The 22,558-nt window shown below is 40.0% G+C and carries 22 protein-coding genes; 1 reads left to right on the forward strand and 21 read right to left on the reverse strand.

Annotated features, from left to right (window positions below; all coding sequences use genetic code 11):
- Positions 1-10: 10 nt before the first annotated feature.
- From NUV69_04180 to NUV69_04235, 12 genes are all read right to left on the reverse strand, one after another.
- Positions 11-1,795, reverse strand: a complete 1,785-nt coding sequence (locus tag NUV69_04180; protein ID MCR4324854.1) for a thiamine pyrophosphate-binding protein — start codon at positions 1,793-1,795, stop codon at positions 11-13.
- Between the two features lie 67 nt (positions 1,796-1,862).
- Positions 1,863-2,933: a 4-hydroxy-2-oxovalerate aldolase gene (dmpG, locus tag NUV69_04185; protein ID MCR4324855.1), complete on the reverse strand. Its 1,071-nt coding sequence runs from the start codon at positions 2,931-2,933 to the stop codon at positions 1,863-1,865.
- Positions 2,914-3,783, reverse strand: a complete 870-nt coding sequence (locus tag NUV69_04190) for an acetaldehyde dehydrogenase (acetylating) (protein MCR4324856.1) — start codon at positions 3,781-3,783, stop codon at positions 2,914-2,916. Before NUV69_04190 ends, dmpG begins: the two co-directional genes overlap by 20 nt.
- Before the next feature lie 46 nt (positions 3,784-3,829).
- Positions 3,830-4,786, reverse strand: coding sequence for a GDP-mannose 4,6-dehydratase (locus NUV69_04195; protein MCR4324857.1), 957 nt, complete (start codon positions 4,784-4,786; stop codon positions 3,830-3,832).
- The gene (locus NUV69_04200) at positions 4,777-5,547 is read right to left on the reverse strand and encodes a sugar phosphate nucleotidyltransferase (GenBank protein MCR4324858.1); all 771 of its coding nucleotides are present in this window, start codon (positions 5,545-5,547) and stop codon (positions 4,777-4,779) included. The genes NUV69_04195 and NUV69_04200 overlap by 10 nt, the downstream gene beginning before the upstream one ends.
- Entirely contained in the window at positions 5,534-7,471 is a 1,938-nt protein-coding gene (locus NUV69_04205; protein ID MCR4324859.1) for a transketolase, read from the reverse strand. Before NUV69_04205 ends, NUV69_04200 begins: the two co-directional genes overlap by 14 nt.
- Complete coding sequence (locus NUV69_04210) at positions 7,472-8,209, reverse strand: acylneuraminate cytidylyltransferase family protein (protein ID MCR4324860.1); 738 nt, start codon at positions 8,207-8,209, stop codon at positions 7,472-7,474.
- Positions 8,190-9,653, reverse strand: a complete 1,464-nt coding sequence (locus NUV69_04215) for an aldehyde dehydrogenase family protein (GenBank protein ID MCR4324861.1) — start codon at positions 9,651-9,653, stop codon at positions 8,190-8,192. Before NUV69_04215 ends, NUV69_04210 begins: the two co-directional genes overlap by 20 nt.
- Positions 9,654-9,666: 13 nt before the next feature.
- Entirely contained in the window at positions 9,667-10,482 is an 816-nt protein-coding gene (locus NUV69_04220; protein ID MCR4324862.1) for an SDR family oxidoreductase, read from the reverse strand.
- Entirely contained in the window at positions 10,469-10,975 is a 507-nt protein-coding gene (locus NUV69_04225; GenBank protein ID MCR4324863.1) for an HAD hydrolase family protein, read from the reverse strand. The genes NUV69_04220 and NUV69_04225 overlap by 14 nt, the downstream gene beginning before the upstream one ends.
- On the reverse strand, positions 10,968-12,035 hold the full coding sequence (locus NUV69_04230; GenBank protein ID MCR4324864.1) for an N-acetylneuraminate synthase family protein: 1,068 nt from the start codon (positions 12,033-12,035) through the stop codon (positions 10,968-10,970). The genes NUV69_04225 and NUV69_04230 overlap by 8 nt, the downstream gene beginning before the upstream one ends.
- Positions 12,036-12,182: 147 nt before the next feature.
- Entirely contained in the window at positions 12,183-13,019 is an 837-nt protein-coding gene (locus NUV69_04235) for a glycosyltransferase family 2 protein (GenBank protein ID MCR4324865.1), read from the reverse strand.
- A gap of 270 nt (positions 13,020-13,289) precedes the next feature.
- Here NUV69_04235 and NUV69_04240 point away from each other — a divergent pair, with 270 nt between their 5' ends.
- A complete protein-coding gene (locus NUV69_04240; protein MCR4324866.1) occupies positions 13,290-13,859 on the forward strand; it encodes an SIS domain-containing protein in 570 nt (189 codons plus the stop codon).
- Here the strand turns inward: NUV69_04240 and NUV69_04245 are convergent.
- From NUV69_04245 to NUV69_04285, 9 genes are read right to left on the reverse strand one after another with little or no spacing between them, the layout of a single operon-like run.
- Complete coding sequence (locus NUV69_04245; GenBank protein MCR4324867.1) at positions 13,856-15,163, reverse strand: HAD-IIIA family hydrolase; 1,308 nt, start codon at positions 15,161-15,163, stop codon at positions 13,856-13,858. The two genes, NUV69_04240 and NUV69_04245, sit on opposite strands and share 4 nt — an antisense overlap.
- A gap of 2 nt (positions 15,164-15,165) precedes the next feature.
- Complete coding sequence (locus NUV69_04250) at positions 15,166-16,164, reverse strand: kinase (protein MCR4324868.1); 999 nt, start codon at positions 16,162-16,164, stop codon at positions 15,166-15,168.
- Positions 16,139-17,182: an NAD-dependent epimerase/dehydratase family protein gene (locus NUV69_04255; GenBank protein MCR4324869.1), complete on the reverse strand. Its 1,044-nt coding sequence runs from the start codon at positions 17,180-17,182 to the stop codon at positions 16,139-16,141. The genes NUV69_04250 and NUV69_04255 overlap by 26 nt, the downstream gene beginning before the upstream one ends.
- Positions 17,103-17,654: a dTDP-4-dehydrorhamnose 3,5-epimerase family protein gene (locus tag NUV69_04260; protein ID MCR4324870.1), complete on the reverse strand. Its 552-nt coding sequence runs from the start codon at positions 17,652-17,654 to the stop codon at positions 17,103-17,105. Before NUV69_04260 ends, NUV69_04255 begins: the two co-directional genes overlap by 80 nt.
- Before the next feature lie 22 nt (positions 17,655-17,676).
- A complete protein-coding gene (locus NUV69_04265; GenBank protein MCR4324871.1) occupies positions 17,677-18,687 on the reverse strand; it encodes an FkbM family methyltransferase in 1,011 nt (336 codons plus the stop codon).
- Entirely contained in the window at positions 18,687-19,685 is a 999-nt protein-coding gene (locus NUV69_04270; protein ID MCR4324872.1) for an NAD-dependent epimerase/dehydratase family protein, read from the reverse strand. Before NUV69_04270 ends, NUV69_04265 begins: the two co-directional genes overlap by 1 nt.
- 42 nt (positions 19,686-19,727) lie before the next feature.
- Positions 19,728-20,501, reverse strand: a complete 774-nt coding sequence (locus NUV69_04275; protein MCR4324873.1) for a class I SAM-dependent methyltransferase — start codon at positions 20,499-20,501, stop codon at positions 19,728-19,730.
- Positions 20,502-20,526: 25 nt separating this feature from the next.
- Positions 20,527-21,636: an aldo/keto reductase gene (locus tag NUV69_04280; GenBank protein ID MCR4324874.1), complete on the reverse strand. Its 1,110-nt coding sequence runs from the start codon at positions 21,634-21,636 to the stop codon at positions 20,527-20,529.
- Positions 21,623-22,558 carry a hypothetical protein gene (locus NUV69_04285; GenBank protein MCR4324875.1) on the reverse strand — a complete coding sequence of 312 codons (936 nt, stop codon included), beginning with the start codon at positions 22,556-22,558 and terminating at the stop codon, positions 21,623-21,625. The genes NUV69_04280 and NUV69_04285 overlap by 14 nt, the downstream gene beginning before the upstream one ends.

Here is a 22,558-nt window from a genome sequence, read left to right on the forward strand (position 1 = left end):
ACGCTAGTTTTTAAACCTTCTTTGAAGAAGACATATTTTGGAGAAGCTCGTCTTTTTCTAAGAAAGGAAAAAGATCTTCATAAGGTCTTGACACAAAAGAACCGTCTGGCCTTCTTTCAGAAGCGACCCTCGGTATGATTAATTGCCAATGTGGCGACATAACTTCGCATAAAACAGGATCATCTCCCTCGAGCGCCATTTTTATCTTTTCATCTACTGCAGTAGTCGACGGAATCTTAACAAAACGCAAGCCATAAGCTTGCGCAATTTTTTCTAAGTCTGGACACAACAAACCACTCTTCGGACTCTCACCCATAAACCTCCCGCCTAAATGCGTTTTTTGCGTATGCCTAATTAAAAGATAACCGCCGTTATTTATGACAAATATTTTGATTGGCAATTTATTTTGCTTGACTGTCGCCAGCTCCTGAATATTCATCTGCAAACTACCGTCACCCGTAATGATTATGGTTCTCTTGCCGCTACCTATGCATGCTCCAATTCCGGCGGGCCAATAACCCATTGTCGAAATTCCGCCTGTCGTTAAAAATCTTTGACCAGACTTGATCATCCATGTTTGGGAAGCAACGTGGAAAATAGAACTTGTGTCAACAACTACGACATCCCCACGAGAAGCTAAGTCCGAAAGCTTCTCTGTAAAATAATATGAGTTTACCAGCTTTTGTTTTTTGTAACTTGGTAAAACCATAGGATATTTTTTTCGCCACGCCTGACATGTTTTTCGCCACGCCTCGTGTTTTCCAGGCTCGTTAAATTTGCCAATTTGCAAAAACTCGCTCAAAAATTTCTTGGCATCAGTGTTTACCGTAATGTCTATATCTGCCCCTGGCTTTTCCAGTTCTTTTTTATCAACATCAACTGAAACTTTAAAAGCATTTCTTCCCCAGTCACCTGCATCGTATCCCACAATGCCGGTATCCAACCTCGCCCCAATAGAAATTATAAAATCAGCATTCTGTACCGCAAAATTTGCCGCTCGATCGGCGTAAAGACCTGGCCTCCCAACAAAAAGTGGATTATCGCTTTCGATAAGGTCGATACCCAACCTTGTGGTTACTACCGGCACACCAAGCTTTTCATATAAAATTCTCAATTCTTCCTCAGCCCCTGCTATTCTGACCCCCTGCCCAACAAGTAAAAGGGGCCTTTTGCTTTGGCTGAAAACGGAGTAAATCTTTTTAAGCTCAGAGCTTGTGACTTGAGATATCATATTGGTGCTTTGTTCGTATTGCTTGAGTAGTTTTACAGGTACTTCCATGCGTTGAATGTCGAGAGGAACTTCAATCCAGACAGGCCCTTTTCTTCCTGACGTTGCTGCCAGGTAAGCTTCCTCCAGATTATATCTGACATCTGAAGGATCATCTAACGTTTTAAAGTATTTGGTAACGTTCTTAACAATCGGTTCTATATTTATTCCCTGAAGGCCTAATTGTCTAATTTTAGTTTTTTGCATATAGGAAACATTGGCAAGCGAAGACTGGCCGGAGATGACCATCATTGGTGCAGAATCGACCCAGGCGCCAACAACGCCGTTTAATGCGTTTATCGCGCCAGGCCCGGCTGTAACCATAGCAACTCCAAGTTTACCGGTAATACGACCGTACGCTTCGGCTGCCATGCCGGCTGCCTGTTCATGATGGACAAAAATCCCATCAATCTTTTTATTTTTATACACGGCATCATTTAAGAACATAGCCTGACCGCCCGTTATCATAAAAACGTGTTTAACTAGTAAATCTGACAAGAATTTTACGATATAATCGGCAACCGTCATTATTTCTTTTTTCGAACCTGCTTGCCTCGCTCCGCTTGCGAAGCGGGTCGAGAAAAAACGAACTTTTTCAAATTAGTGCCTCGATCAAATCTATTTGTTTTTTCAATACCCTTTTTTGCTTAAGAAGCATTGCGACCTCAATAATGATATCTTCTTGCCCCGCAACTACCTTACGTTTTCCAAGCTCAATTAGTATATCCCTTGGGTCAACCCCAAACCTTTCAGCTACCCTTTTTGCGTGTGGCGCAAAGCCCGAAAAAACCCCAGCTAAGCCGCTTGTTAGGGAAATCGAACTAATTATTTGAGGCTTTTTCATAATTTTTGCAATTATGTCCTCGCTGTTGTCCATTAACTTATAAAGGTCGAGATCTATGGGATAACCCATTTTGAAAAGCACTGCAACCAAGACTTCCAATTGACAGTTTCCTGCTCCGGCGCCGAGTCCCCGCGAACATGTATCAAGAATTTTAGCGCCAGCTAGAAGAGCCGTCACGGTATTCCATACAGCAAGTGAAAGATTATTGTGTGCATGAAATCCGACGTCTATTTTAAGACCGCTAGCTAAAGTTTTTACCTTCTCGCTAACGTCGCCCGGCAGATAAGCCCCCGCCGAATCCATAAGCAAAACGCCAGATGCACCATACTCCTGCATCAAAAGGGCTTGCGCAAGGAGTTCTTTGGCGCTGATCATGTGCGACATCATTAAAACTCCATAAACAGTAATTCCACGTCCACAGATGTATTCAATATGTTGCCTCGTAACTGTAGCTTCCGTGCAGTGGCAGGCAACCATCATTACGTCAACTCCAACAGAAATGGCAGGTTCAACATTTTCCTTGATCGTTCCAAACCCTGGTATCAAAAAAGCGCCGAGTTTTGTATTTTTGAGTTGCTTGCGTGCGACCCTTAACATTTCATTATCCGAAAGAAGCGAGATACCCAACTGAAGACTCGAGGCGCCCAAACCGTTTCCGTGGCCAACCATCAAAATTGGTATTTTTGCGTCTTCCGCACCTTTTGAATAATTCGAAATGTCTTCTGCCGTAAACTGGTGAGAAACAGCATGCGAACCATCTCTTAGTGTTGAATCTACAATAATCGGGCTAAGTTTCTTTTTGTCAGATCTTGCGTTTGGCATATTCTTCGGCGACTAAAACAGCAGCGCTGTTTATAATATCCAAATTACCCGCATAAGTTGGTAAAAAATCTCCTCTCCCTAAAACCTCGTTCATAAACGTAAGACGGCCATTTTCAGTTACTGGCTTCATCGTTAGTTTGTATCCGGGTACGTACTTCCTTATTTCGAAAATAAATTTATTAAGTTCTTTCTCGATTAATTTTATTTTCGGTTTTGCGACTTTTGCAAAAATCGTGTTATGCATCACAATCGGCGGCTCGGAAGGGTTAAGGATAATAATCGCTTTCGCGCCTTTAACATGTGTAAATTTTTGGATCGCGTCGCTTGTCGTTTGCGTATATTCATCAATATTATTTCTAGTGCCAATTCCAGCGGATCTTGACGCAATACTGGCAACAATTTCTACATATTCAATTTCCGGATGTATCTTCATTAGGGCGGTAACCAATGGGGTAGTAGCTTGTCCTCCACACGTGACCATATTTACGTTTTTTTCCCTCAGACCTTCTTCTAAATTTAAAATCGGAATACACATTTTGCCTACCCTTGAAGGTGTCATATCGATCGTGAATTTACCGAGCTTTGCAAGAATTGGTGCGTGAACTTTATGTGCCTCCGCGCTTGTTGCATCAAAAACTATCTCACAAAAGTCAGGATTTTTAACAATCGAGTTAATCGAGTCGTAAGAAGTATTAACTCCCATCGCCTTTGCTCTCTTTATTCCTTCGGACATCATATTGTGTCCGGCAAAAATCCCACAATCCAAAAGTTTGGACCTCCTAATCTTCATTAAAAGATCTGATCCGATGTTTCCTGTACCAATTATTCCGACCTTAATCCGCTTACTCATCGACTTTGTAAAACTCGGGAAAACTATTGTACACCTCAAAAGGAAACTAATGAAGATCGAAATACTCTCGATACCATGTTAATATGTCTCCCATTGAAGTTTTAAAGTTGTGATTTGGCTTCCAGCCAAAAGCTTTTCTTATTTTATTAAAATTTACAGATTGGGTCGGTATTTCGTTTACAGCGGTAGAAAGAATCCTATATTTGATTTTCTCACCAAGAATGTTTTCGACACGCTTTACAACGTCAATAACAGAAAGGTTTTCAAGGGAAGAAACATTAAAAGCTTCTCCTTGTACCTTTGATATATTGTTCGCAAGAGTCAATGTGGCGTCAACAACGTCTTTTACGTAAACATAGTCACGAATATACTTTCCATTGCTTCTTATTTTTAACTCTTTATTTTTAACAACAGACTCCATTATTCCCGGAATTAGTCTGTTGAAATTTAAATCACCCTCGCCGTAGACATTCCCAAAACGCGTGACAACAACCGGCAAGTTGTAAGTTTTAAAATAAGACCTTGCAATTAAATCTGCTGAGGACTTAGACACTTCATAAGGATGATCGCCCGAGATGGGATTTTTCTCACTTACCCTCGGCAGCTTGCCGTATGCCTTGTCTGTTGACGTAAACAAGACGCCCTCCACCTTTCCATACAGCCTGCAAGACTCAAGAACATTTGTGGTACCAACAACATTCGAAATAACAGTTTGCCGGGGGTTATGAAAGGCGGCATCAACTGTAGTTACGGCAGCAAGATGAAAAACCAAATCGATTTCATTTTTGGTGATGACGGAATTTATATGATCAAAATTCCCAATATCACAATATTCAAAAACTACTTTCTCGTCAAGCTTTTGTTGAAGGAAATAAGATTTTGGGTGTATCAGCAAATCTGTTACAAAAACATTGCACCCCAGATTCACCAACCGTTCTACTAAATGTCCTCCGTAAAAACCGCAGCCTCCGGTGACTAATACATTTTTCCCCCTTAGCGCCATATTTTCCAGGCAGGATTTTCCCTCCACATCTCGTTTAAATCGTTCATGTCCTGGTAAGTATCCATCGCGTGGAAAAATCCGCGATGCTCATACAAAGCTAATTGTCTCTTACTAACAAGTGGCTCAAAAACTTCTTCAATCATCGAATCTGGTTTTATGTAGTTGAACACACCCTTTTTAAAAACCATAAACCCTCCGTTGATCAATTGTCTTATCTTGGCCTTTTTCTCAAAATCGCTAACTAGGCCGTCTCCGTTGGCATCCAGACCTCCATATTTGAGTTGCGGATAAACACCAGTCACGGTCCCAAGTGTTTTTTTACGCATATGAAATTTAACTAAATCGCGGATGTTGATGTCGGAAAGCCCGTCACCATAAGTCACCATAAAATAATTCCCATCTATATAATTCTTAACTCTTCTTAACCTCTCACCTGTCTTCGATTCAAGGCCAGTGTCGACAAAGGTAATATTCATTTTCTCCAGCAAACCGTTCTTGTGCTTTACCTTATGCGTTGAAGTATTTATCGTGAAGTCGTTATCGTAGTATTTCTTATTTATAAAATAATCTTTTACTAAGTTACCTTTGTATCCCAGGGCAATGATAAAATCATTAAACCCCCAGTGTGAGTACATTTTCAAAATGTGCCAGAGAATTGGCCTTCCGCCGACTTCGACCATAGGCTTTGGTTTAAATTCTGTTTCCTCTTTTAACCTGTAACCTATGCCTCCGCAAAGAATAACCGTTTTAATTTTTGCCATTCTTGTCTAAAACTTTTTTAACTAATTTCGCTATCGAGCCAGAATCTAATTGGTGGTGTTTCAAAACATCCAAATTTTGGCCGCACACGGGAACTTCTTTCAAGCCAAGTGAAATTAACTTTTCAGGCCGCACCTTAAGTTTTAAAATCGCAGAAGCAATCATGTCCCCCTGACCCATTTTCAAATAGTGATTATCTATTGTAAAAATTACCGGGAATTTTGCAACAACCTTTTTCAGCCAGTTGCTATCAATCTCATTTAGCCAGGGTAAATTATACACGCCAACAGACAAATTTTGAGCAACAACGCTACGGGCAGCTTTATATGCTTCACTAAGCATCACAGGACCATAAGAAATAATAGCGACATCGTGGCCCTTCAAAATCTCAACTCCACGACCTTTTTGGAGATGATAATTTGCACGTAGACTGTAAGGAATTTGACAAGGGACGCTGACGAGCCTTATATAGGTGCTTCCGCTATTTTTTTCGACCGCCCACCTTATGGCGATTCGAGCCTCTTGCTCACACGAAGGTTCAATGATTGTAAGATTAGGTATGCTTCCGAGAGTTGAAATATCTCTCACACTTTGATGGGAGTGACCGGGACCACCGGGAACAAGACCAGCAAGCGACCCAACATAAATAATTTTTGTATTTTCCGTCGCATTGTTGTAAATTTGCTCATTCGGTCTTGTAGATAAAAAACAAGCAAAAGAGTGAACAACGGGCAACTTCCCTGACAACGCAAGTCCTCCGGCCATAGAAGCCATATGTTGTTCCGCGATTCCGCACTCAATATACCTTTGCGGGAATTTATTTTTAAACGGTATAAGTCCGGTGTCTAAAACCAGATCCGCGTCCATGGCTATGATGTTTTTATTTCTTCTTGAAATTTTTACAAGTTCATCCCCATACGCTGTAACTAACCTTTGTGGTTTTTCAAAAACAGTTCTTACGGGCAGATCTGTTGTGTCAAATTTAATTGCCTTCAGCCCAAATTTCTCCAGTTTCAAATTTATTCTTTTTGCGATTTCCTTTTGCGCACTCAAATAAATTTCAATAGCAGGCGCCCCGCTGTGAAATTTGTAATATCCGTCTTCTCCCACCTTTTCCATAAACGAAACACCCTTGCCTTTTACCGTATCGGCAATTAGGATTTGTGGTTTATTCTTGACCTTTGCAAATTTATCAAACACTCTCTTAAGCTGGCCAAAATCATGACCGCTGCATCTTTCAACTTCCCAACCAAACGCTTTTAATTTACCTTCTAGGTCTCCAAGATCACTAACGTCTCTAACCCAGGTATCGGATTGGATTTTATTGTGGTCGACAATTACCGTGATCTCATTAAATTTTCCGTTTACGGCAGGTTGAAGCGATTCCCAAAAAGCGCCTTCTTGCAATTCTCCATCGCCACACATAACGTAAACCTTCCCGGATTTACCGTCCATTCTCCTTGCCTTCACCATTCCCATCGCTTTCGAAACACCCATCCCCAAAGAACCAGTATTTGCAGCAATATAAGGCGTATTCACATCTGGATGACCTGGAAGGCCATCAACCTCCCTTAATTTATGGATAAAATTAAAAGAAATTCGTTCACTGCCAATCAATATACTGTATAGAGCAGGAACGTCGTGACCTTTCGAGGAAAAATAAATATCAAAATTGTTCCTCTGCCATTCGTTTGGAAACTTAAGTTGATGAAGCCACAACCAAGTTGCTATATCTATTGAGCTAAAACTGGTTCCGACGTGCCCAGATCCAGCTCTCTCTATCATATAAAGAGTATTTATTCTAAAAATATCAGAAAGTATCTGGCAAAAATGTTTGGGATTTTTTACTCGCGATTTTATTCGCTTAATTTCACCTATTGGAGTATATGATAATTTTCTATTATATTTCGAATCCTTTTTTGGCATTTACAAGTTATTTTTTAAAACTAGCTCTGCGAGCTGAAAATCAATTTCATTATCTATATCAACAGAACTGTTCTCATCAAGCATCACAAACCTTATGCGTTTACCAGTTAACAATTTATCTTTCATTAAAGTTTCGTATCTTACGGCAATAACGTCTACATGGGCAAACGCCTGCGGCAAGAGTTGTCTGGCAATATTAGAAGGCTCATTAAAACCTGTTAATTCTTTCGGCACAAAAGGTTTTAATTCCACGCCGTCAACACGCCAGAGCTTGTAAGGATGTTTAGGGGCAGTTTTAATAGTTCTTGCGGAAGTTGCTTTTTTGTCATTTAACAAAAGCTCGATACATGCGTCAATAGAGTCTGTCCTACAAAGTGGAGCAGTAGGGGGGAGACGCAAAATAATATTAGGGATCCAACCCTCATTTTTTTCAAGCCATCGAACCGCATGAGTAAGATAGGTAATATCATCCGCCCGATCGCCGGCGTACTTCTTCGGTCTTAAAAATGGGACCTCGGCCCCATAATTTTTCCCAATTTTTGCGTACTTATGACTATCAGTAGAAAGTACCAAGCGTGTAATATACTTTGATCTTTTAGCGGCCTCAATAATCCAAGCCATAAGCGGTTTTCCCAAAAGTGGTTTAATGTTTTTATTCGGAATACTTCTCGACCCGCTTCTGGCGCCGACAACTCCAAGCACTTTTAAATTTTTGCCTTTAGATATTTTCTGGGTCATGTTTTATATAAACAGTTTTCCATTCCGAATAAACATCCAGTGCCTCCGTTCCAGGTTCCCGGAACCCATTGCCGGAATTTTTAAATCCGCCAAAAGGCATGTGAGGCTCGCTACCATGAGTTGGCCCATTTATCGAAATAACACCCGCTTGTATTTCGCTTCTGAAAACTTCAGCACGATCAATGCTTTTAGTGTGAATTGCAGCAGTCAAACCATAAACTGAATTGTTTGCAAGCTTTAGGGCCTCTGCAAAATCTTTCACCCTAAAAAGAATGGTGATGGGCCCAAAAAGCTCGTCTTGCGAAATACTAGCTCTCTCATTCGCGTTTTCAATAATCGTTGGCACCATATAATACCCATTTTTATGACTGGAATCGACAAGTCGTAATCCTCCGCATAAAACTCTTACGCCTTCACTTCTAGCCTTCTCTACGGCAAGCAGCATTTGTTCTAGCTGTCCGCTATTTATAACAGGGCCTAAATCATCACTATCAGAGTTCCCTAATTTCAAATTCTTAGTTTTTACAACCAACATCTTCTTAAACTTTTCATAAACATTGTCAAAAACAATAATCCTGCTTCCGGAGGCACACCTTTGGCCTGCATTCGAAAAAGCGGAAAGAACAGCAGCATCGCAGGCTGCGTCAAGGTCAGCGTCATCGCAAACTACAAAAGGATTTTTTCCTCCAAGCTCAAGACAAACCTTTGCAAGTCTTTCTCCAGCAGTACTTTGAATATACTTTCCGACAGGAACAGAACCTGTAAAACTTACAAGGTCGACTCGGCTATCCTCAACTAAAGCTACACCGGCTTCCTCACCAAATCCCAGTATTACATTGAAAATACCTAATGGTAACCCCGCCTCTTTTAGCACCCTTGCAAACCAAATAGCGGTATATGGGGTATCTTCCGATGGTTTCATAACAGCGGCATTTCCACACAGAAGAGCGGGGTAAGCCTTCCATGCGACATTAGCAATGGGGGTGTTGGCGGCAACTATGAGGGCGCAAACCCCAATAGGGGAACGTACTGTCATCGCGAAACGATTTAAGACCGCGCTTGTTGTAGTCCTCCCGTAAAATCTTCGCCCCTCACCGCTTATAAAAAAACCAAGCTCAACTGCAGCCAATACTTCCCCCAAAGCATCTTTCAAAGATTTGCCTGTTTCAACAGACACGATCTGCGCAATCTCTTTTCTCCTCTGACCCATAATTACAGTCGCGTTTCTTAAAATTAATGATCTTTCGACAACTGAAATTTTTCTCCAACCATCAAGTGCCTTTGATGCTACAGTAATAGCCTTATCAACATCCTGACCATTTCCTCTTGCAACATCCGCAATAACTCTTCCAGAATCTGGGTTTATCTTTGAAAAAAAACGTTCTGAAGCAGAAGTAATTTCCTTATTACCTACAAAGTGAAAGATTTTCTTGGGATAAACCATACTTTAAAAAAGACTATAAAGCGGTAAAGCCACCATCAACTTTAATATTTTCTCCTGTGATGTAACGAGATGCGTCAGAGGCCATAAAAACTAATGGGCCTGCGATATCTTCACTTCGAGCCATGCGACGCAAGGGAACCCGAGCGTTAAATTTTTTAACAAAACGTCTGTCTTGATTATTGAAAACCCCACCTGGAGAAATCACATTTACCCTGACGTTATATTTGCCCCACATCACAGCAACATATTTTGTCAAATTCAAAAGAGCCGCCTTAGAGGGGCCATACATAGGTGGTTTCAAAAATGGAGGATCCACATCTATATGATCATAAAAATGTGGATCAGGGGAAACCGAAGCGTACAGCGAACCAACATTAATTATTGATCCTTTTTTTGCCCTCGCCATTTCGCTTCCAAAAACTTGAATCATTAAAAAAGCGCCGAGGACATTAACTGTCAATATTTTTTCACCTATCTCGTATGGTATATCTTCAAATTTGTATCCCTCCTGAACTTTCGTCGGAGGTTGGTCAATTCCTGCGTTATTAACAAGAATTAAAGGAAGACCGAACTTTGTCTTGCAATCTAAAAATGCTTTTTCAACTTGTTTTCTGTTTAAAACGTCTGCCCTTAAAAGACCTAACTTATTGCCATATTCTTCCTGTAGGAGCGAAAAAGTTTTTGGAATCACCGCATATTTCTGATCCACACCAACAACTGTTGCCCCAGCTTCCAGAAGGGCCCTCGACCAAACAGGCCCCAAAAGCCCAAGGGCCCCAGTAACAACGGCCACTTTCCCTTCCAGATTAAAAAGATTAAGAACTGCCATTTTTAGAAGTGACTATCAAATCGCATATTTCCCTAACCGCACCCAAACCCCCGGCTTTTTGCGTGATGTAAAGAGAAACAGCCTTTACTTCTTCGTATGCGTCTGAGACGCTAATTGGAAGTCCAACTGCAGTCATACACTCCAGATCATTAATATCATTTCCGACATAAGCAGTATTTTTGTGTTCTATGTTTAACCTTTTCAATAATTGTTCGAGAGCTAATCTTTTTTCATCTACACCGGTCAAGCATGGTATCTTTAGCTTTCTGCACCTCAACCTAACTACAGGATTTTTCTCTTTTGAAATAACCCAGGACAATATCCCTGCCTTGCGTAGCTTAGAAAGGCCGATTCCGTCGCATCTATTACACCTAACCGCCTCGCTGCCGTCTTCAAATACCCAAACAGTGTTGTCTGTAAAAACGCCATCAAAATCGAAAACTACAAGTTTGACTTCCCGGGCCCTTACACCAACAAGCTGTCGTTTAGACATACTCGAGCGTAAGTTCTTGATCAGGTCTCAAATTTACTTTCAATACTTTTCCGTAAAATTCTTCGGCGAGGTAAGGCGGAATACCTGTTCCAGGGGATTTAAATGCAAGATCGTCCTGTTTTATTTTCTGTCCCGCCAAGAGTTTTCGTGCGGCAACGACACTTTTACCCATTTTTTGCTTGCCCCCTTCCTCTTCTTCATACGCCTTCTTTATCCCGTCACCTAAAGCCTCTCTAACTCTTTTCAGATCCCTGACCAATTTTTTCATGCCAACGGGTTCCAAAGAAAAAGCATGATCTGTTCCCCTCATCGATCTGTCAAGCGTGAAATGCTTTTCAATAATTCTCGCTCCCATCGTATAAGCGACGGGGTCAACAGAAATACCATTAAAATGGTTTGAAAAACCAATAACGATATCTGGGAATTCTCTCCGGTAAGTTTCTATAACTTTTAGGTTCAATAAGTGAGCCGGAGCGGGGTAAACAGCAGTGCAATGTAGAATTGCTAGTTTTTTATTGTATTTGACAATTGTCTCGTAAGCCCGTCTGACGTCATCAAGTGTGCCCGTTCCCGTACTGACAATCATAGGTTTTTTAAACTTGGCGACGTATGAAAGTAGGGGAGTATTTGTAATATCGCCTGAAGCTATCTTAAAGCAGTCGACGTCGATGTCTTCGAGAAAGTCAGCGCTTTTGTGGTCGAATGCCGTCGCGAAAAAAATTAGTCCAAGTTTTTTTGCATGTCTTTTTAAATGGAGATACTGACGTTTACCGAACTCTAGTGCCTGTCTGTGTAAACCATAAGTCGGACCGAAGGCATTTTCGCTATTATAAGGGGAGTTAAAAAATTTTTGAGTGTATAAAAATCTATTATTTCTCTTTTGAAGTTTTACCGCATCGACCCCACAGAATTTCGCCATCTCGAACATTCTTTCACAAGTTTCGATGTCTCCTTGATGGTTATTCCCAATTTCTGCAACAACAAAACAATCCGAGCCGTCCGAAATTAATCTATCGCCGATCTGTAGTTTTCTGTTTGAGGTTACTGAAGCTTTCGGCATTGAAGTATGAAGTTGTAAACTTTACTTACAATAGTACAGAGGCAATTAAAATGCAATATGGCAACTTTATTTAGTCTGTTGATCCTAACAAAAATACAAAAAAGTAATTAAAATTAGTAAATTTGCAAAAAATAAGTTTTGAAGAAATTAACTAAAATCCCCATCCCAGCGTAAAATAGGCATTTTCGTTCCGAGGTTTTTCTTTATCATAACTACCCTGATTGGGAACAATAGAACCCTTAAAAGAGGACTTCTTTCGACACTCGATCTAAACATTCTAAATCTTGACTTTAAATAGTTTTTAATCCGAAATGTATAATAAAACTTAGCCGAACAATATTGTTTCATCAGTTCATAAGAATCACGCTCTGCAAATTTTGAATTCTTAATTATTGTGCTGTTCGCCTTTACTTTATGCACAAAAAGGTTAACCCTGCAAAATCTAACTTTCCCTCCTCTCTCTAAGGATTGGAGGGCGTAAGCGACGTCAGAACTTACTCTTGATGGATATAAGCCGATTAAGGGGATGGAACTTCGCCTCGTTATAAACCCAACTCCGCATGCACCATAATTGAAAAAGTCCTCGTAATTTTTGCCGTATTCAATACCCGGAGGAACATAAACTTGTCTTATGTTTCTGCCGATCATTTTTGATCCACCGCAGATTAATAGATCGATATCCTTATTTTTTCCCAGAACCTTAATGGCTTTTTCCATCGCCTCCGGATAAATAATATCGTCGTCGCTTATATTTTTGATATATTTTCCTCTCGCTAGCATGATCCCCTTGTTGAAGGCATGTGTAGGGCTTATATCAGGTTCGGAAATATACACATTTACAAGTTTTCTGTATTTTTTCATAAATGCAGCAGGATCAATTTTAGACAAGCTATCAACAACTATTAACTCATCTGATGAGTTCAAAAGCCCCTCGATATTTTTAAGTATTGCCTCGATCGATTTTCCTCTATTTTTAATTGTCAAAATATAGGAGATTCTTTTTTTTGAGTAGGAATCAAAACTTGGGCGCCCTTGCATCAGTGGAAATAAACTACACACGGACTAAAGTCCGTGGTTAGGCCCGGAGTCGAGTCTGACTCGACGAGGACCGCACGGCATTGTATATTTTGATATTCGCTCATAGATTCACCCTCGTCCGGGTTTAAAAGCCGAGGTTTTCTTGCTCATAATAATATCAGATCTTACTAGAAATTAAAATTGATTTATGCAAAAATAGACTTCCTGTCCTCGCTAATGTCCGACCCAGATTTTTTTCATGACATAATCTCAGATCACGTTAAGGTTGTTCTCGAACTGCCAACAGAAGAGATTAACGATTTAGCAGCCGACATTCAAGAAACTCTTAGGCGAGGCGGCAAAGTAATTTTCTTTGGTAATGGCGGTTCGGCTACTCAAGCTGCCCATTGGGCAGAGGAATTTGTCGGAAGATTTGTTAAAAAAAGAAAACCTCTCGCTTGCTTGGCACTTGGAACAAGCTCCGCCAACTTAACAGGAATCGCTAATGATTTCGGGTTCGATGAGGTATTCGCAAGAGAGTTGGAAGTTTTAGGAAACAAAAAAGACCTAGCAATAGGCGTATCAACATCTGGAAACTCGCCAAATATTTTAAACGGATTGCAAACTGCTAAGAAAAAGGGAATAAAATCCTGGATATTAACAGGCAAAAGTAAAAACAAAGCAAAAAAATTAGCAGACAAATCTCTTTCGGTCGCCTCGGACAAAACGGCAAGAATTCAAGAAATTCATGCTCTTGTAATCCACATGGTTTGCGAAAAGATTGACGAAAAAGTAAAAGCAAATTAAAGCAGCATCGAAACAGCTCTGTACAGATTTCTCGTCACAACTGTATCTTCCGGCACAGCGTATCGCCCGTCAGATAATCCGTAACCGGTTTCCACTGCAATGAACTTCAAGCCTGCTCTCTTTGCGCACTCTGCATCCACAGTCGAATCTCCGATAAAATAGCTCGAATTAAGATCAATATTAAAATCTCTTACAGCCTGTCTTATCATCCCAATTTTAGGCTTTCTGCAACTGCAGTTTATTTTCAGTTCTGCCAACTCCCGATAAAAACCTTTTTCCGGATGATGCGGGCAGTAATAAATGGCATCCACTTTTATCCCTTCTCGTCCAAGTTCCGTCTCCATTTTTTTATGGATTCTATCTAGCTCTTCCACTCTGATAAAACCTTTTGCGATAGCTGGCTGATTAGTGATTACTATCGCTAAAAAATCCGATTTATTAATCTTTTTAATAGCCTGAGCCGTAAATGGGTATAATTTAAAACTGGAAAACCTCACATTATGAGTCCCATCATGCTCATTTATTGTTCCGTCTCTGTCTAAAAAAATTGCTTTTCTTTTGTTTTTCAAATTTAATCTAGTGATCTTTCCAGAAGAATAGTCCGCTCTTACCCTTTTAAGCCTTGCGATAGTACCCACATCTTTAAGGTACTCAGGAGTGTTGTAGGCGAAGATCTTACCGCCACTCTTTAATACTGCCTCAAATATATCTTTTTCAAGATCAGATTTCTCCTTCTTCTTAATATATTTAAAGATCTCTGGCGAAAAGATGAAAATACCGGCATTAGTTAAGTTTTTAAACAACAGGCTTTTCGGATGAACTTTGTCCTTTCTTACCAGAAAAGAAATTACTTGATTGTTGGTGTCAGTCTCGACTAAATCAGAATCAAATGGGTGATCGTTCGGATGGACGACAATTGTCGCGACAGAACCTTTATGGGCTTTATGGAATTTAGTCAGGCGATAAAGATCGATATCAAGCATTACATCGCCGGAAAATAAAACAAAATCATCTTTAACAAGCAATTCGAGTTGTTTCATAGCCCCAGCCGTACCCAGTGGTACCGCTTCTGTTAAATGGTGAATCCTTAACCCCCACCTTTCACCGTCTTCGAAGTAATCTTCAATTTGGTCTCCTAAATGGCCTGAAAGAATCCAGAGGTTTTTTACCCCAGATCTTTTTAATAGAAAAATTTGATGCTCAAGAAGAGGTTTGTTACCAATTTTAATAAGAGGTTTAGGTGTATTGGATGTTAGCCTCCCTAACCTTTCACCCTTACCCCCTGCAAGTATTACAGCATCCATGTTTAAAAATCATTCGGCATCTTGTAGATTATTTGACTACCATTGCTCTCGAATTTAAATGGCACAAATAGTAGCCTCTTAAGTTTTGCCCTTACCTTTTCCTGCTCTTCAGGCTTTACAAAAAGAAGCATAAAGCCACCCCCCCCCGCTCCTAACAGTTTGCCTCCCAAAGCTCCGGCTTCTTTTGCACTCAGATAAAGGTCGTCGATAACTTTATTAGAAATTTTAGTCGTTAGGCTCCTCTTAATTGCCCACGATTCATCAAGAAGCCGACCAAAGTCCTCAATTGGCGCTTTTGTGCTAACCAATATTTTTTGAGCATCATCAACAAGTCGAAGCATTTTTTTAAGCTCTCTTTTTTTCTTCGATGTTGCCTTAATCTGGCTTTTGGCTACATCGGAAGCATTCCTGGAAAACCCGGTAAAAAAAAGCATCAAGTGGTCAAGAAGTAAATTTTGTCTACCCTGGTTCATCATAATTGGAGTCACCTTTATTGTGGGACCAGCAGAAAATTCAATTCTGTTCAAACCTCCAAAAGCTGCGATTGTTTGATCTTGAGAACCGACGTTTTCTTTTATCAATTTTTGCTCAACATATATAGCATCCTGCGCAAGTTGAAGTTTATCCACCATTTTTCCTTCGAGGCCATAGAGAGAATTCAAAAAACCAACCGTAAAAGAAGAGCTTGACCCCAATCCGGACATTGCTGGAAGGTCCGCATTGTGTTGCATTTCCAGCCCCGACTCATGGCCTACAAACTTTAGGCACTCGCGAACCGAAGGATGATTTATTTGACTAATATTCCTTTTATGCTCCTGTTTTGTATACCTAATTCTATAGTTGTATTTGAAAAAAGGCGGCAAGTGACGGCATGTAACGTAACAATATTTATTAATCGAAGCGGCAATAACAGCACCGCCGCCATTTTTTTCATACCACGCCGGATAATCAGTACCACCGCCGAAAAATGAAATCCTAAAAGGAGTTCTTGAAATTACCATTTTGCTTGTACCATTCTACAGTCTTCTGCAACCCTTCCCTCAAAGTAGTATTTGATTTAAAGCCTACCAGCCTCCTCGCAAGGGAAACATCAATCAGTCTCTTTTTTATCATCGTCGGTTTAGTTTTATCAAAAACAATCTTGGCGTCATCAAAATTTTCAACTTCTATTAGAATTTTCAAAACATCCCTAACGCTCACCGGAATACCCGTGCCGATATTGAGCGGCTTAAACTTTTTAAGTTTCGTGACTACGAGCATTACTCCTTCGATAAAATCGTCAACATACATTAAGTCCTTCACATCTCGTCCGTCACCCCAAACTTCGATCGGATTATGCCTCTCGATAACCTTTCTCACAAGAGCCGGGACTACATGCGACGTTTCCCAAGCAAAGTCGTCATAAGGACCATAAAGATTTGCGGGTCTGACAACAACAACATTCATCGGATCCTTTATTTTAGTTGCGTAAATCTCGCAAAGAATCTCACTATATCTCTTCATCCAGGCAACCGGAAAATATTTGAAAAAAGGCTCTCCGTTCATCATTTCACTTTCGCGAACTGGGTGATTAGTTACAGGGTAAACGGTATTACTGCTTATAAAAAGAAACTTCTTGGCTTTTGCTTCATAAGCGGCTTCGAGCATTAGGGAGTTCATTATGATATTCCCGGTAACATGAACAAGTGGGGTCTTTTCGATAACCGCGGCACCCGACGTGTTTGCAGCACACATAAAAACATAATCAGCCCCACGAACTATCTTTCTGCAAAAATCCCCTTTTGTTAAATCGCCTCTTACATAATCGATTTTAGAATTAATTATTTGTGGAGATTTTTTATGAACCGTAGCTTTAATCGTTGCTCCTTCACTCAATAACCTATTGATCAAATTTGATCCTACAAAGCCAGCTCCGCCAGCAATGACAACTCTTTTATTTTTAAACAATCCTGCCCTCCTCATCTCTCCTGGAAATAATGGGGTTTTTGACAGGCCACCAAATATTATATTTAGGATCATTCCATTTTATTGTGAACTGATTTTTTGGGTCGTAGTAAGAAGATTGTTTATAGTGATAAATGTCGTAAGTTGAAAGAACTAGATGGCCATTGCCATATAGAGGGGGAATTAAAATTTGAACCCTATTTTTATCGGAAAGTGTAAAGCCTTCCCATTTGCCGAAGTCTTTTGAGTTTTTGTTACAGTTAACAACTACAATGTAGAATTTTCCATAAAGACACGAGATCAACTTCCAAGTACGACGATCGCCATGAATCCCTTTCAATACCCCTCGAGATCCAGTCGAAATATCATCCTCCACAAACTTCAACTTTGAAGCATCTTTTTCGTAGATAGTTCCTTTTAAGTTTTTTTTAATTTCACGAATATACAAATTCTCGTTGAACAACTCTACATACTCTCCACGAAAATCTTCAAAGGGGTCAAGGTTAAAGAGCAAAAGTCCCTCAAGTTTCGTTTTTAAAATCTTCATTTTCGTAAAATTCAATTTCGAATTATATCAGCTCTCGCTTCGCTCGCCTGATGTAATCTCTCGCTTCGCTCGGAATTATACTACTTAAAATATCCTTAATGGTCCTGTTAGTCTCGGACTTCTTTTTTTGATTATCTGCTACTTTTACTAAGAATTCTCCCGTGTCTTTATCACCAACAAGCTTTAAACGTCTGGCGGTTTGAAGAACTTCAATTGAACAGTCAATCAAACCAAAAATCTCCATGAACGACGCAAGCTTTAAAAGTCTTACCTCGTTCCAGAATTTGCTTCTCGAGTTTTTGGCTTTTAGAATTTCACCAACAGCGTCTCTGAAATAGAGAACATGAGCCGAGATTACTTGCCCACTATCTTGAATGCCTGGTGATTTAAATATTGATTTTCTGCCCAATCTAATCGGTGAAAGATCAAAAAGCTCAAATCCTAGGTTCCTCAGAAATACATCAAGATCGCTAAATAAAGGTTGCGACTCGAGGGTTCTTGAAAAAGCAATTTCTGCAGAAACACCCAGCACATTTTTTGAAAGCGTTTCTACTGCACCTTTTAAAGCAAAAAGCTCTCCACCCTCTATGTCCAATTTAATAAAATCTACATAGGGAACCTCGTTATCTTTTGCAAATGTGTCAAGAGTTGTAGTTTGCACTTCGATGACCTTTTTAACCCTGAGATTCACTTCGTCCGGGAATCTTTGCAAAAAAAATGACCTGGCTTTTAGAAATGAGGAGGATGGTAAATTTTTTGTAACGTAAAATTTCTTCTTTTGTGCAGTCTCCCATAAAGCGTAAGGGAAGTAAGTAGTTTTATTGTCGGAGTATTTATTTAAACGTAAGCATTCCGCCCTGTCAGGGTCAAAGCCGATTATCTCTATATAAGGCTTATAAGCCTCCCAAAAATATTCACGTCCGCCCCTTGCCCCAACGTCTACCAAGCGAACCGGTTCATCTTTCAGGATCTTTTTCCTCAGTAAGTATTGAACCAAAAGGGGATTTGAATTAATTTTTTCGAATGAACTCATTAATTAGATTTAAAGTAATTTTTTCTCTTCAAAAACTCTTCCGTGTTTTTCAAATACCAGTTCCATGTTTCCTTAAGCCCCTCATTAAGTGTCGTAGTGGGATTGTAGTGAATTATTTCTCTTGCAAGGGAAATGTCCATAACTCGTTTTGGAAAACCTGCCGGTTTAGAAGAATCAAATCGAAAGTTAAAATCAACAACGGTTCGCATGGTCGCAACTAGTTTTTTAATTGTTACTCCTTTACCACTGCCCAAATTTACAAAGCCTCCTTTTGTACCAAAGTGAAGCGCTAAAATTACACCTTCGGCGACGTCTCGACTATAAGCAAAATCGCGTATAGCACTTCCGTCACCCCAAACAACAACAGGATCTTCTCCATTGTGAATCCTGCTCATGAGGGAAGGGATAACCATTGCGTTCTCCGGGTCAAAGTTATCTCCCGGTCCGTAAACATTGCAAGGCCTGACAACGGCAAAGCTATCTAGGCCATACTGAGTTTTATAAGCTTTTATTTGTAATTCAGCCATTCGTTTTGCCCATCCCGGATACATGTCCATAGGGGGACCCTCGAATTCTTCACTTTCATTTTTTTCTTTAAAAACCGACGCGCTTGAATACGCCCCAATAGAACTTGTATACACAACCTTCTTAACACCATTAACTCTACAGGCTTCAAGAATATTAGTATTCATCATAAGAAGCGGTACGAAAAAACTTGCTGGCTTCGACTTTGTTACTTCGATTGATCCCTTAATCCCGGCAAGGTGAAAGGCAAAATCTACTCTCTTTGCTATTTTTTTACAAAATTCAAAACTACTTAAATCTCCGTAAATATGGCGAGCATGTTTATTCACATTAATTTTATCGAGAGAAACAATATTCACTTGAGCGCCTGCTCCAACTAAAATATCGACAACTTGTCTGCCTATTAGTCCCGTACCCCCGGTAACCAAGACCCTCCTGTTCCTAAAATTATTTAATACTTTTTTTTCTAACATGTTGCCCTTCTGTCCTCTCAAAAATGCGTGGGAAAATTACCTTTATTCAAATACAAAATACGAAGTTCTCGATGTAATGGGAAGCCTTCTTAATTTAATGTTGTTAAGGCCCAGTACTTCTTTTAGTGCGAGCGTTTCTCCCGGGGAATCATGATCATTAAGTTCGTCAAACGCCACTACGCTTCCTTTTACAAGGTGGGGTAAAATTGCCTGCAGACAGTTTTTTGTTGGTTCATATATGTCGAAATCAAAATAGGCGAGCGCGACTATCGTCTCCGGACGCTCTTTGAGATATTTAACTGTTTCGACCGAAGCATCTCCTTTTCGTAGCTCATATTTTTTAATATGTGAAAGAGGATTAGAGCCTTCTTGAAATTTCATTACCCTGTCAAGATAGTCTTCATAGTTTTTAGTAACAGAAATATTGCCGGCAGTCATCAAGTCCGACCGTCCATCTTTCCTCGATATTCTTGGAAATCCGCTAAACGTATCAAAACCAACAATCAATTTGTGTCTATTAAAGGGTTCGTAAATTCCTCGCAGTGCTGAAAATATCGCCATATTGTGTCCCCACCTAGTGCCAAAATCCATAACCACTCCCTGCAGGTCAATTATCTGACGGTACAAAAAATCCATAAAAAGAATTCTGGACAAATCTTTAGAATTTAAAAATAATCCTAGATTTGAAAAAATTTGATCGTCCGGAATAGGGGAGCTCTTAAAGAGGTCGACAGCCCCCTCGTAGTTAACCGCCTCCTCGCCGCTTAAGTATCTTTTAATTCCGACTTTCCCACTCATTCTGTAAATTTTTCGCATTATATCAAAGAGAGTAAAAAGAGAGTTAAATATATTCCCTTACATGCGCCGGTATTGGCCTTTTTCCCTCATACGCAATTACCCAGGCCCAATAACGTATCCTTCCACTAATCAAATCAAAATCATATTTATTCGAACCTTTGGCACGTACCAGCCTTACTGGTTTCAACAAACCTCCTTCTTTGATGACATCAGCAAGTTCCTTTGGGCTCGGATTAAAGTTGAGTTTATTCTCGAGGGCTTCATCAATAGTTTGGTAAACCCGACTATCCCGTTCACCATGCGCAGACACCCTTATCTTTTCAACCGGAACGCTCAGAAGCTTAGCAAAAAATGCTTTATCTATTTTGTCGTATTCACTTTTAGTCATTACAAACGAAGCAGCAAGAGAATTTTCGATAAGGTGACTTTCATTAAGCGTCATTGGTACTCCTGTGACGTAGCGATTTTTTGTTAACCAATTAAGAATTATTTGGGACCCGGATTTTCCGTATTTAATCGCCAACCCTTCAATTAATTCTTTCTGAAGAGGGCTCATAGAGCCAATTCGTCCCTGGTCCAAAGGACTAAAAGCAACAAGCTGCAAATTATTTTGTTGGCAATAATCGAAGACCCCGTTATATTCGACGGATCTCTCGAAAATATTATATTCCGATTGGATCGAAGCGAGCTTGATTTTTCCGAGTAACTTGCTTGCTCTTTGAAGCTCAGTTTGCGAGAAGTTACCAACACCAATATATCTTACCTTCCCGTCACCAACTAAATCGGAAAGCGCCCTAAAGGTCTCCTCAAAAGATACAGAATAGTTCGGCCAGTGAACCTGATATAAGTCAATATAGTCTGTACTAAGCCTCTCAAGGCTCGCGTTGCAAGCCGCAATTACAGAGCCATAAGAACTGTGTTCTGGAGAAAATTTAGTACCAACAATTACGTGAGCTCTATTTTTTTTAATTGCGGCTCCAACAAGCTTTTCGGCAAGTCCGTCTCCATAGCTCTCTGCCGTATCGATAAAAGTCATTCCAAGTGAAACCCCTTTCTGGAGTAAATAGATAAATTTCTTTTGGGAAACTTTACTAAAATCAAAACCCGTTCCTTGTCCAATTGGGGGAAGTTTTAAAAAACTACTCTTTTGCATATCTAGAAATTTCCTTGGTGAGGCTTCGGTTGTCAAGACCGTTTTGTAAAAGCAGCCATTCTCGGCTACCGAAAACGGAAAATTGTTTGTCTGCAACTGCTAGTTTGTTCAAAGTTATTTTATTTTTTGCTTGTGAAATTATGTCAGCAACTATAGTTCCTAAACCGCCGATTTCCGAGTTCTCTTCAATAGTTATTAATTTTGAGGATTTTTTTAAAATGTCAGCAAGCTCCATACTTACTGGTTTAAGTCTGAAAACATCGATAAGGCCAACATCTATGCCGCGAGTTACCAATTCCTCGCAGACTTCAAAAGCCCTCGACGTCATATAACCTGTGCTTATAACATTTACACTCCTGAGCCCTCTTAAAATACTAAAACCATTTTTGAAATCTCTACTGTTTTTATAAAAATTCGGAAAGCATCCTTTGTCGAGTCTTATATACGAAGGCCCATTCATTTTATATGAACTTTGAACACTAAATGCCGCCGTTTTATTATCACAAGGATTATAAATAGTAATTTCCGGAAGTATCCTCATCGCTCCAATATCCATAACTCCGTGGTGCGTTGGTCCGTCAAAGCTGAATGAAAAACCTGCGCCGACGCCAATAATGGTAACGGGCAAATTCATACTACAGACGCTGAACTTTATCTGCTCGAAGCACCTCAGCGTAACGTATGAGCAAATACCGTAGCAAAAAACCTTTTTCCCGGAAGCAGCAAGCCCCGCCGAAACGTCAATCATATTTTGTTCAGCAACACCGATATTAATAAATTGCTCGGGGAAGTCTTTTTTGAATTTTCTTAAAACGAATGCGTCCAAATCATCCGATATAAACAGAACGTTCTTGTCTCTTTTACCCAGATTGTATATTTCTTCAAAAAAAGCGTCACGGATGTCAACTTTAGAAACCTTCAC

This window comes from Candidatus Curtissbacteria bacterium, from assembly GCA_024654445.1.
GTDB lineage: Bacteria > Patescibacteriota > Microgenomatia > Curtissbacterales > GWA2-41-24 > JANLHP01.

Excerpts from the sequence above, each read along its gene's own strand:
- NUV69_04180 (MCR4324854.1), bottom strand. The coding sequence starts at position 1,795 with ATGACGGTTGCCGATTATATCGTAAAATTCTTGTCAGATTTACTAGTT.
- dmpG (MCR4324855.1), bottom strand. The coding sequence starts at position 2,933 with ATGCCAAACGCAAGATCTGACAAAAAGAAACTTAGCCCGATTATTGTA.
- NUV69_04190 (MCR4324856.1), bottom strand. The coding sequence starts at position 3,783 with ATGAGTAAGCGGATTAAGGTCGGAATAATTGGTACAGGAAACATCGGA.
- NUV69_04195 (MCR4324857.1), bottom strand. The coding sequence starts at position 4,786 with ATGGCGCTAAGGGGGAAAAATGTATTAGTCACCGGAGGCTGCGGTTTT.
- NUV69_04200 (MCR4324858.1), bottom strand. The coding sequence starts at position 5,547 with ATGGCAAAAATTAAAACGGTTATTCTTTGCGGAGGCATAGGTTACAGG.
- NUV69_04205 (MCR4324859.1), bottom strand. The coding sequence starts at position 7,471 with ATGCCAAAAAAGGATTCGAAATATAATAGAAAATTATCATATACTCCA.
- NUV69_04210 (MCR4324860.1), bottom strand. The coding sequence starts at position 8,209 with ATGACCCAGAAAATATCTAAAGGCAAAAATTTAAAAGTGCTTGGAGTT.
- NUV69_04215 (MCR4324861.1), bottom strand. The coding sequence starts at position 9,653 with ATGGTTTATCCCAAGAAAATCTTTCACTTTGTAGGTAATAAGGAAATT.
- NUV69_04220 (MCR4324862.1), bottom strand. The coding sequence starts at position 10,482 with ATGGCAGTTCTTAATCTTTTTAATCTGGAAGGGAAAGTGGCCGTTGTT.
- NUV69_04225 (MCR4324863.1), bottom strand. The coding sequence starts at position 10,975 with ATGTCTAAACGACAGCTTGTTGGTGTAAGGGCCCGGGAAGTCAAACTT.
- NUV69_04230 (MCR4324864.1), bottom strand. The coding sequence starts at position 12,035 with ATGCCGAAAGCTTCAGTAACCTCAAACAGAAAACTACAGATCGGCGAT.
- NUV69_04240 (MCR4324866.1), top strand. The coding sequence starts at position 13,290 with ATGTCCGACCCAGATTTTTTTCATGACATAATCTCAGATCACGTTAAG.
- NUV69_04245 (MCR4324867.1), bottom strand. The coding sequence starts at position 15,163 with ATGGATGCTGTAATACTTGCAGGGGGTAAGGGTGAAAGGTTAGGGAGG.
- NUV69_04250 (MCR4324868.1), bottom strand. The coding sequence starts at position 16,164 with ATGGTAATTTCAAGAACTCCTTTTAGGATTTCATTTTTCGGCGGTGGT.
- NUV69_04255 (MCR4324869.1), bottom strand. The coding sequence starts at position 17,182 with ATGATCCTAAATATAATATTTGGTGGCCTGTCAAAAACCCCATTATTT.
- NUV69_04260 (MCR4324870.1), bottom strand. The coding sequence starts at position 17,654 with ATGAAGATTTTAAAAACGAAACTTGAGGGACTTTTGCTCTTTAACCTT.
- NUV69_04265 (MCR4324871.1), bottom strand. The coding sequence starts at position 18,687 with ATGAGTTCATTCGAAAAAATTAATTCAAATCCCCTTTTGGTTCAATAC.
- NUV69_04270 (MCR4324872.1), bottom strand. The coding sequence starts at position 19,685 with ATGTTAGAAAAAAAAGTATTAAATAATTTTAGGAACAGGAGGGTCTTG.
- NUV69_04275 (MCR4324873.1), bottom strand. The coding sequence starts at position 20,501 with ATGCGAAAAATTTACAGAATGAGTGGGAAAGTCGGAATTAAAAGATAC.
- NUV69_04280 (MCR4324874.1), bottom strand. The coding sequence starts at position 21,636 with ATGCAAAAGAGTAGTTTTTTAAAACTTCCCCCAATTGGACAAGGAACG.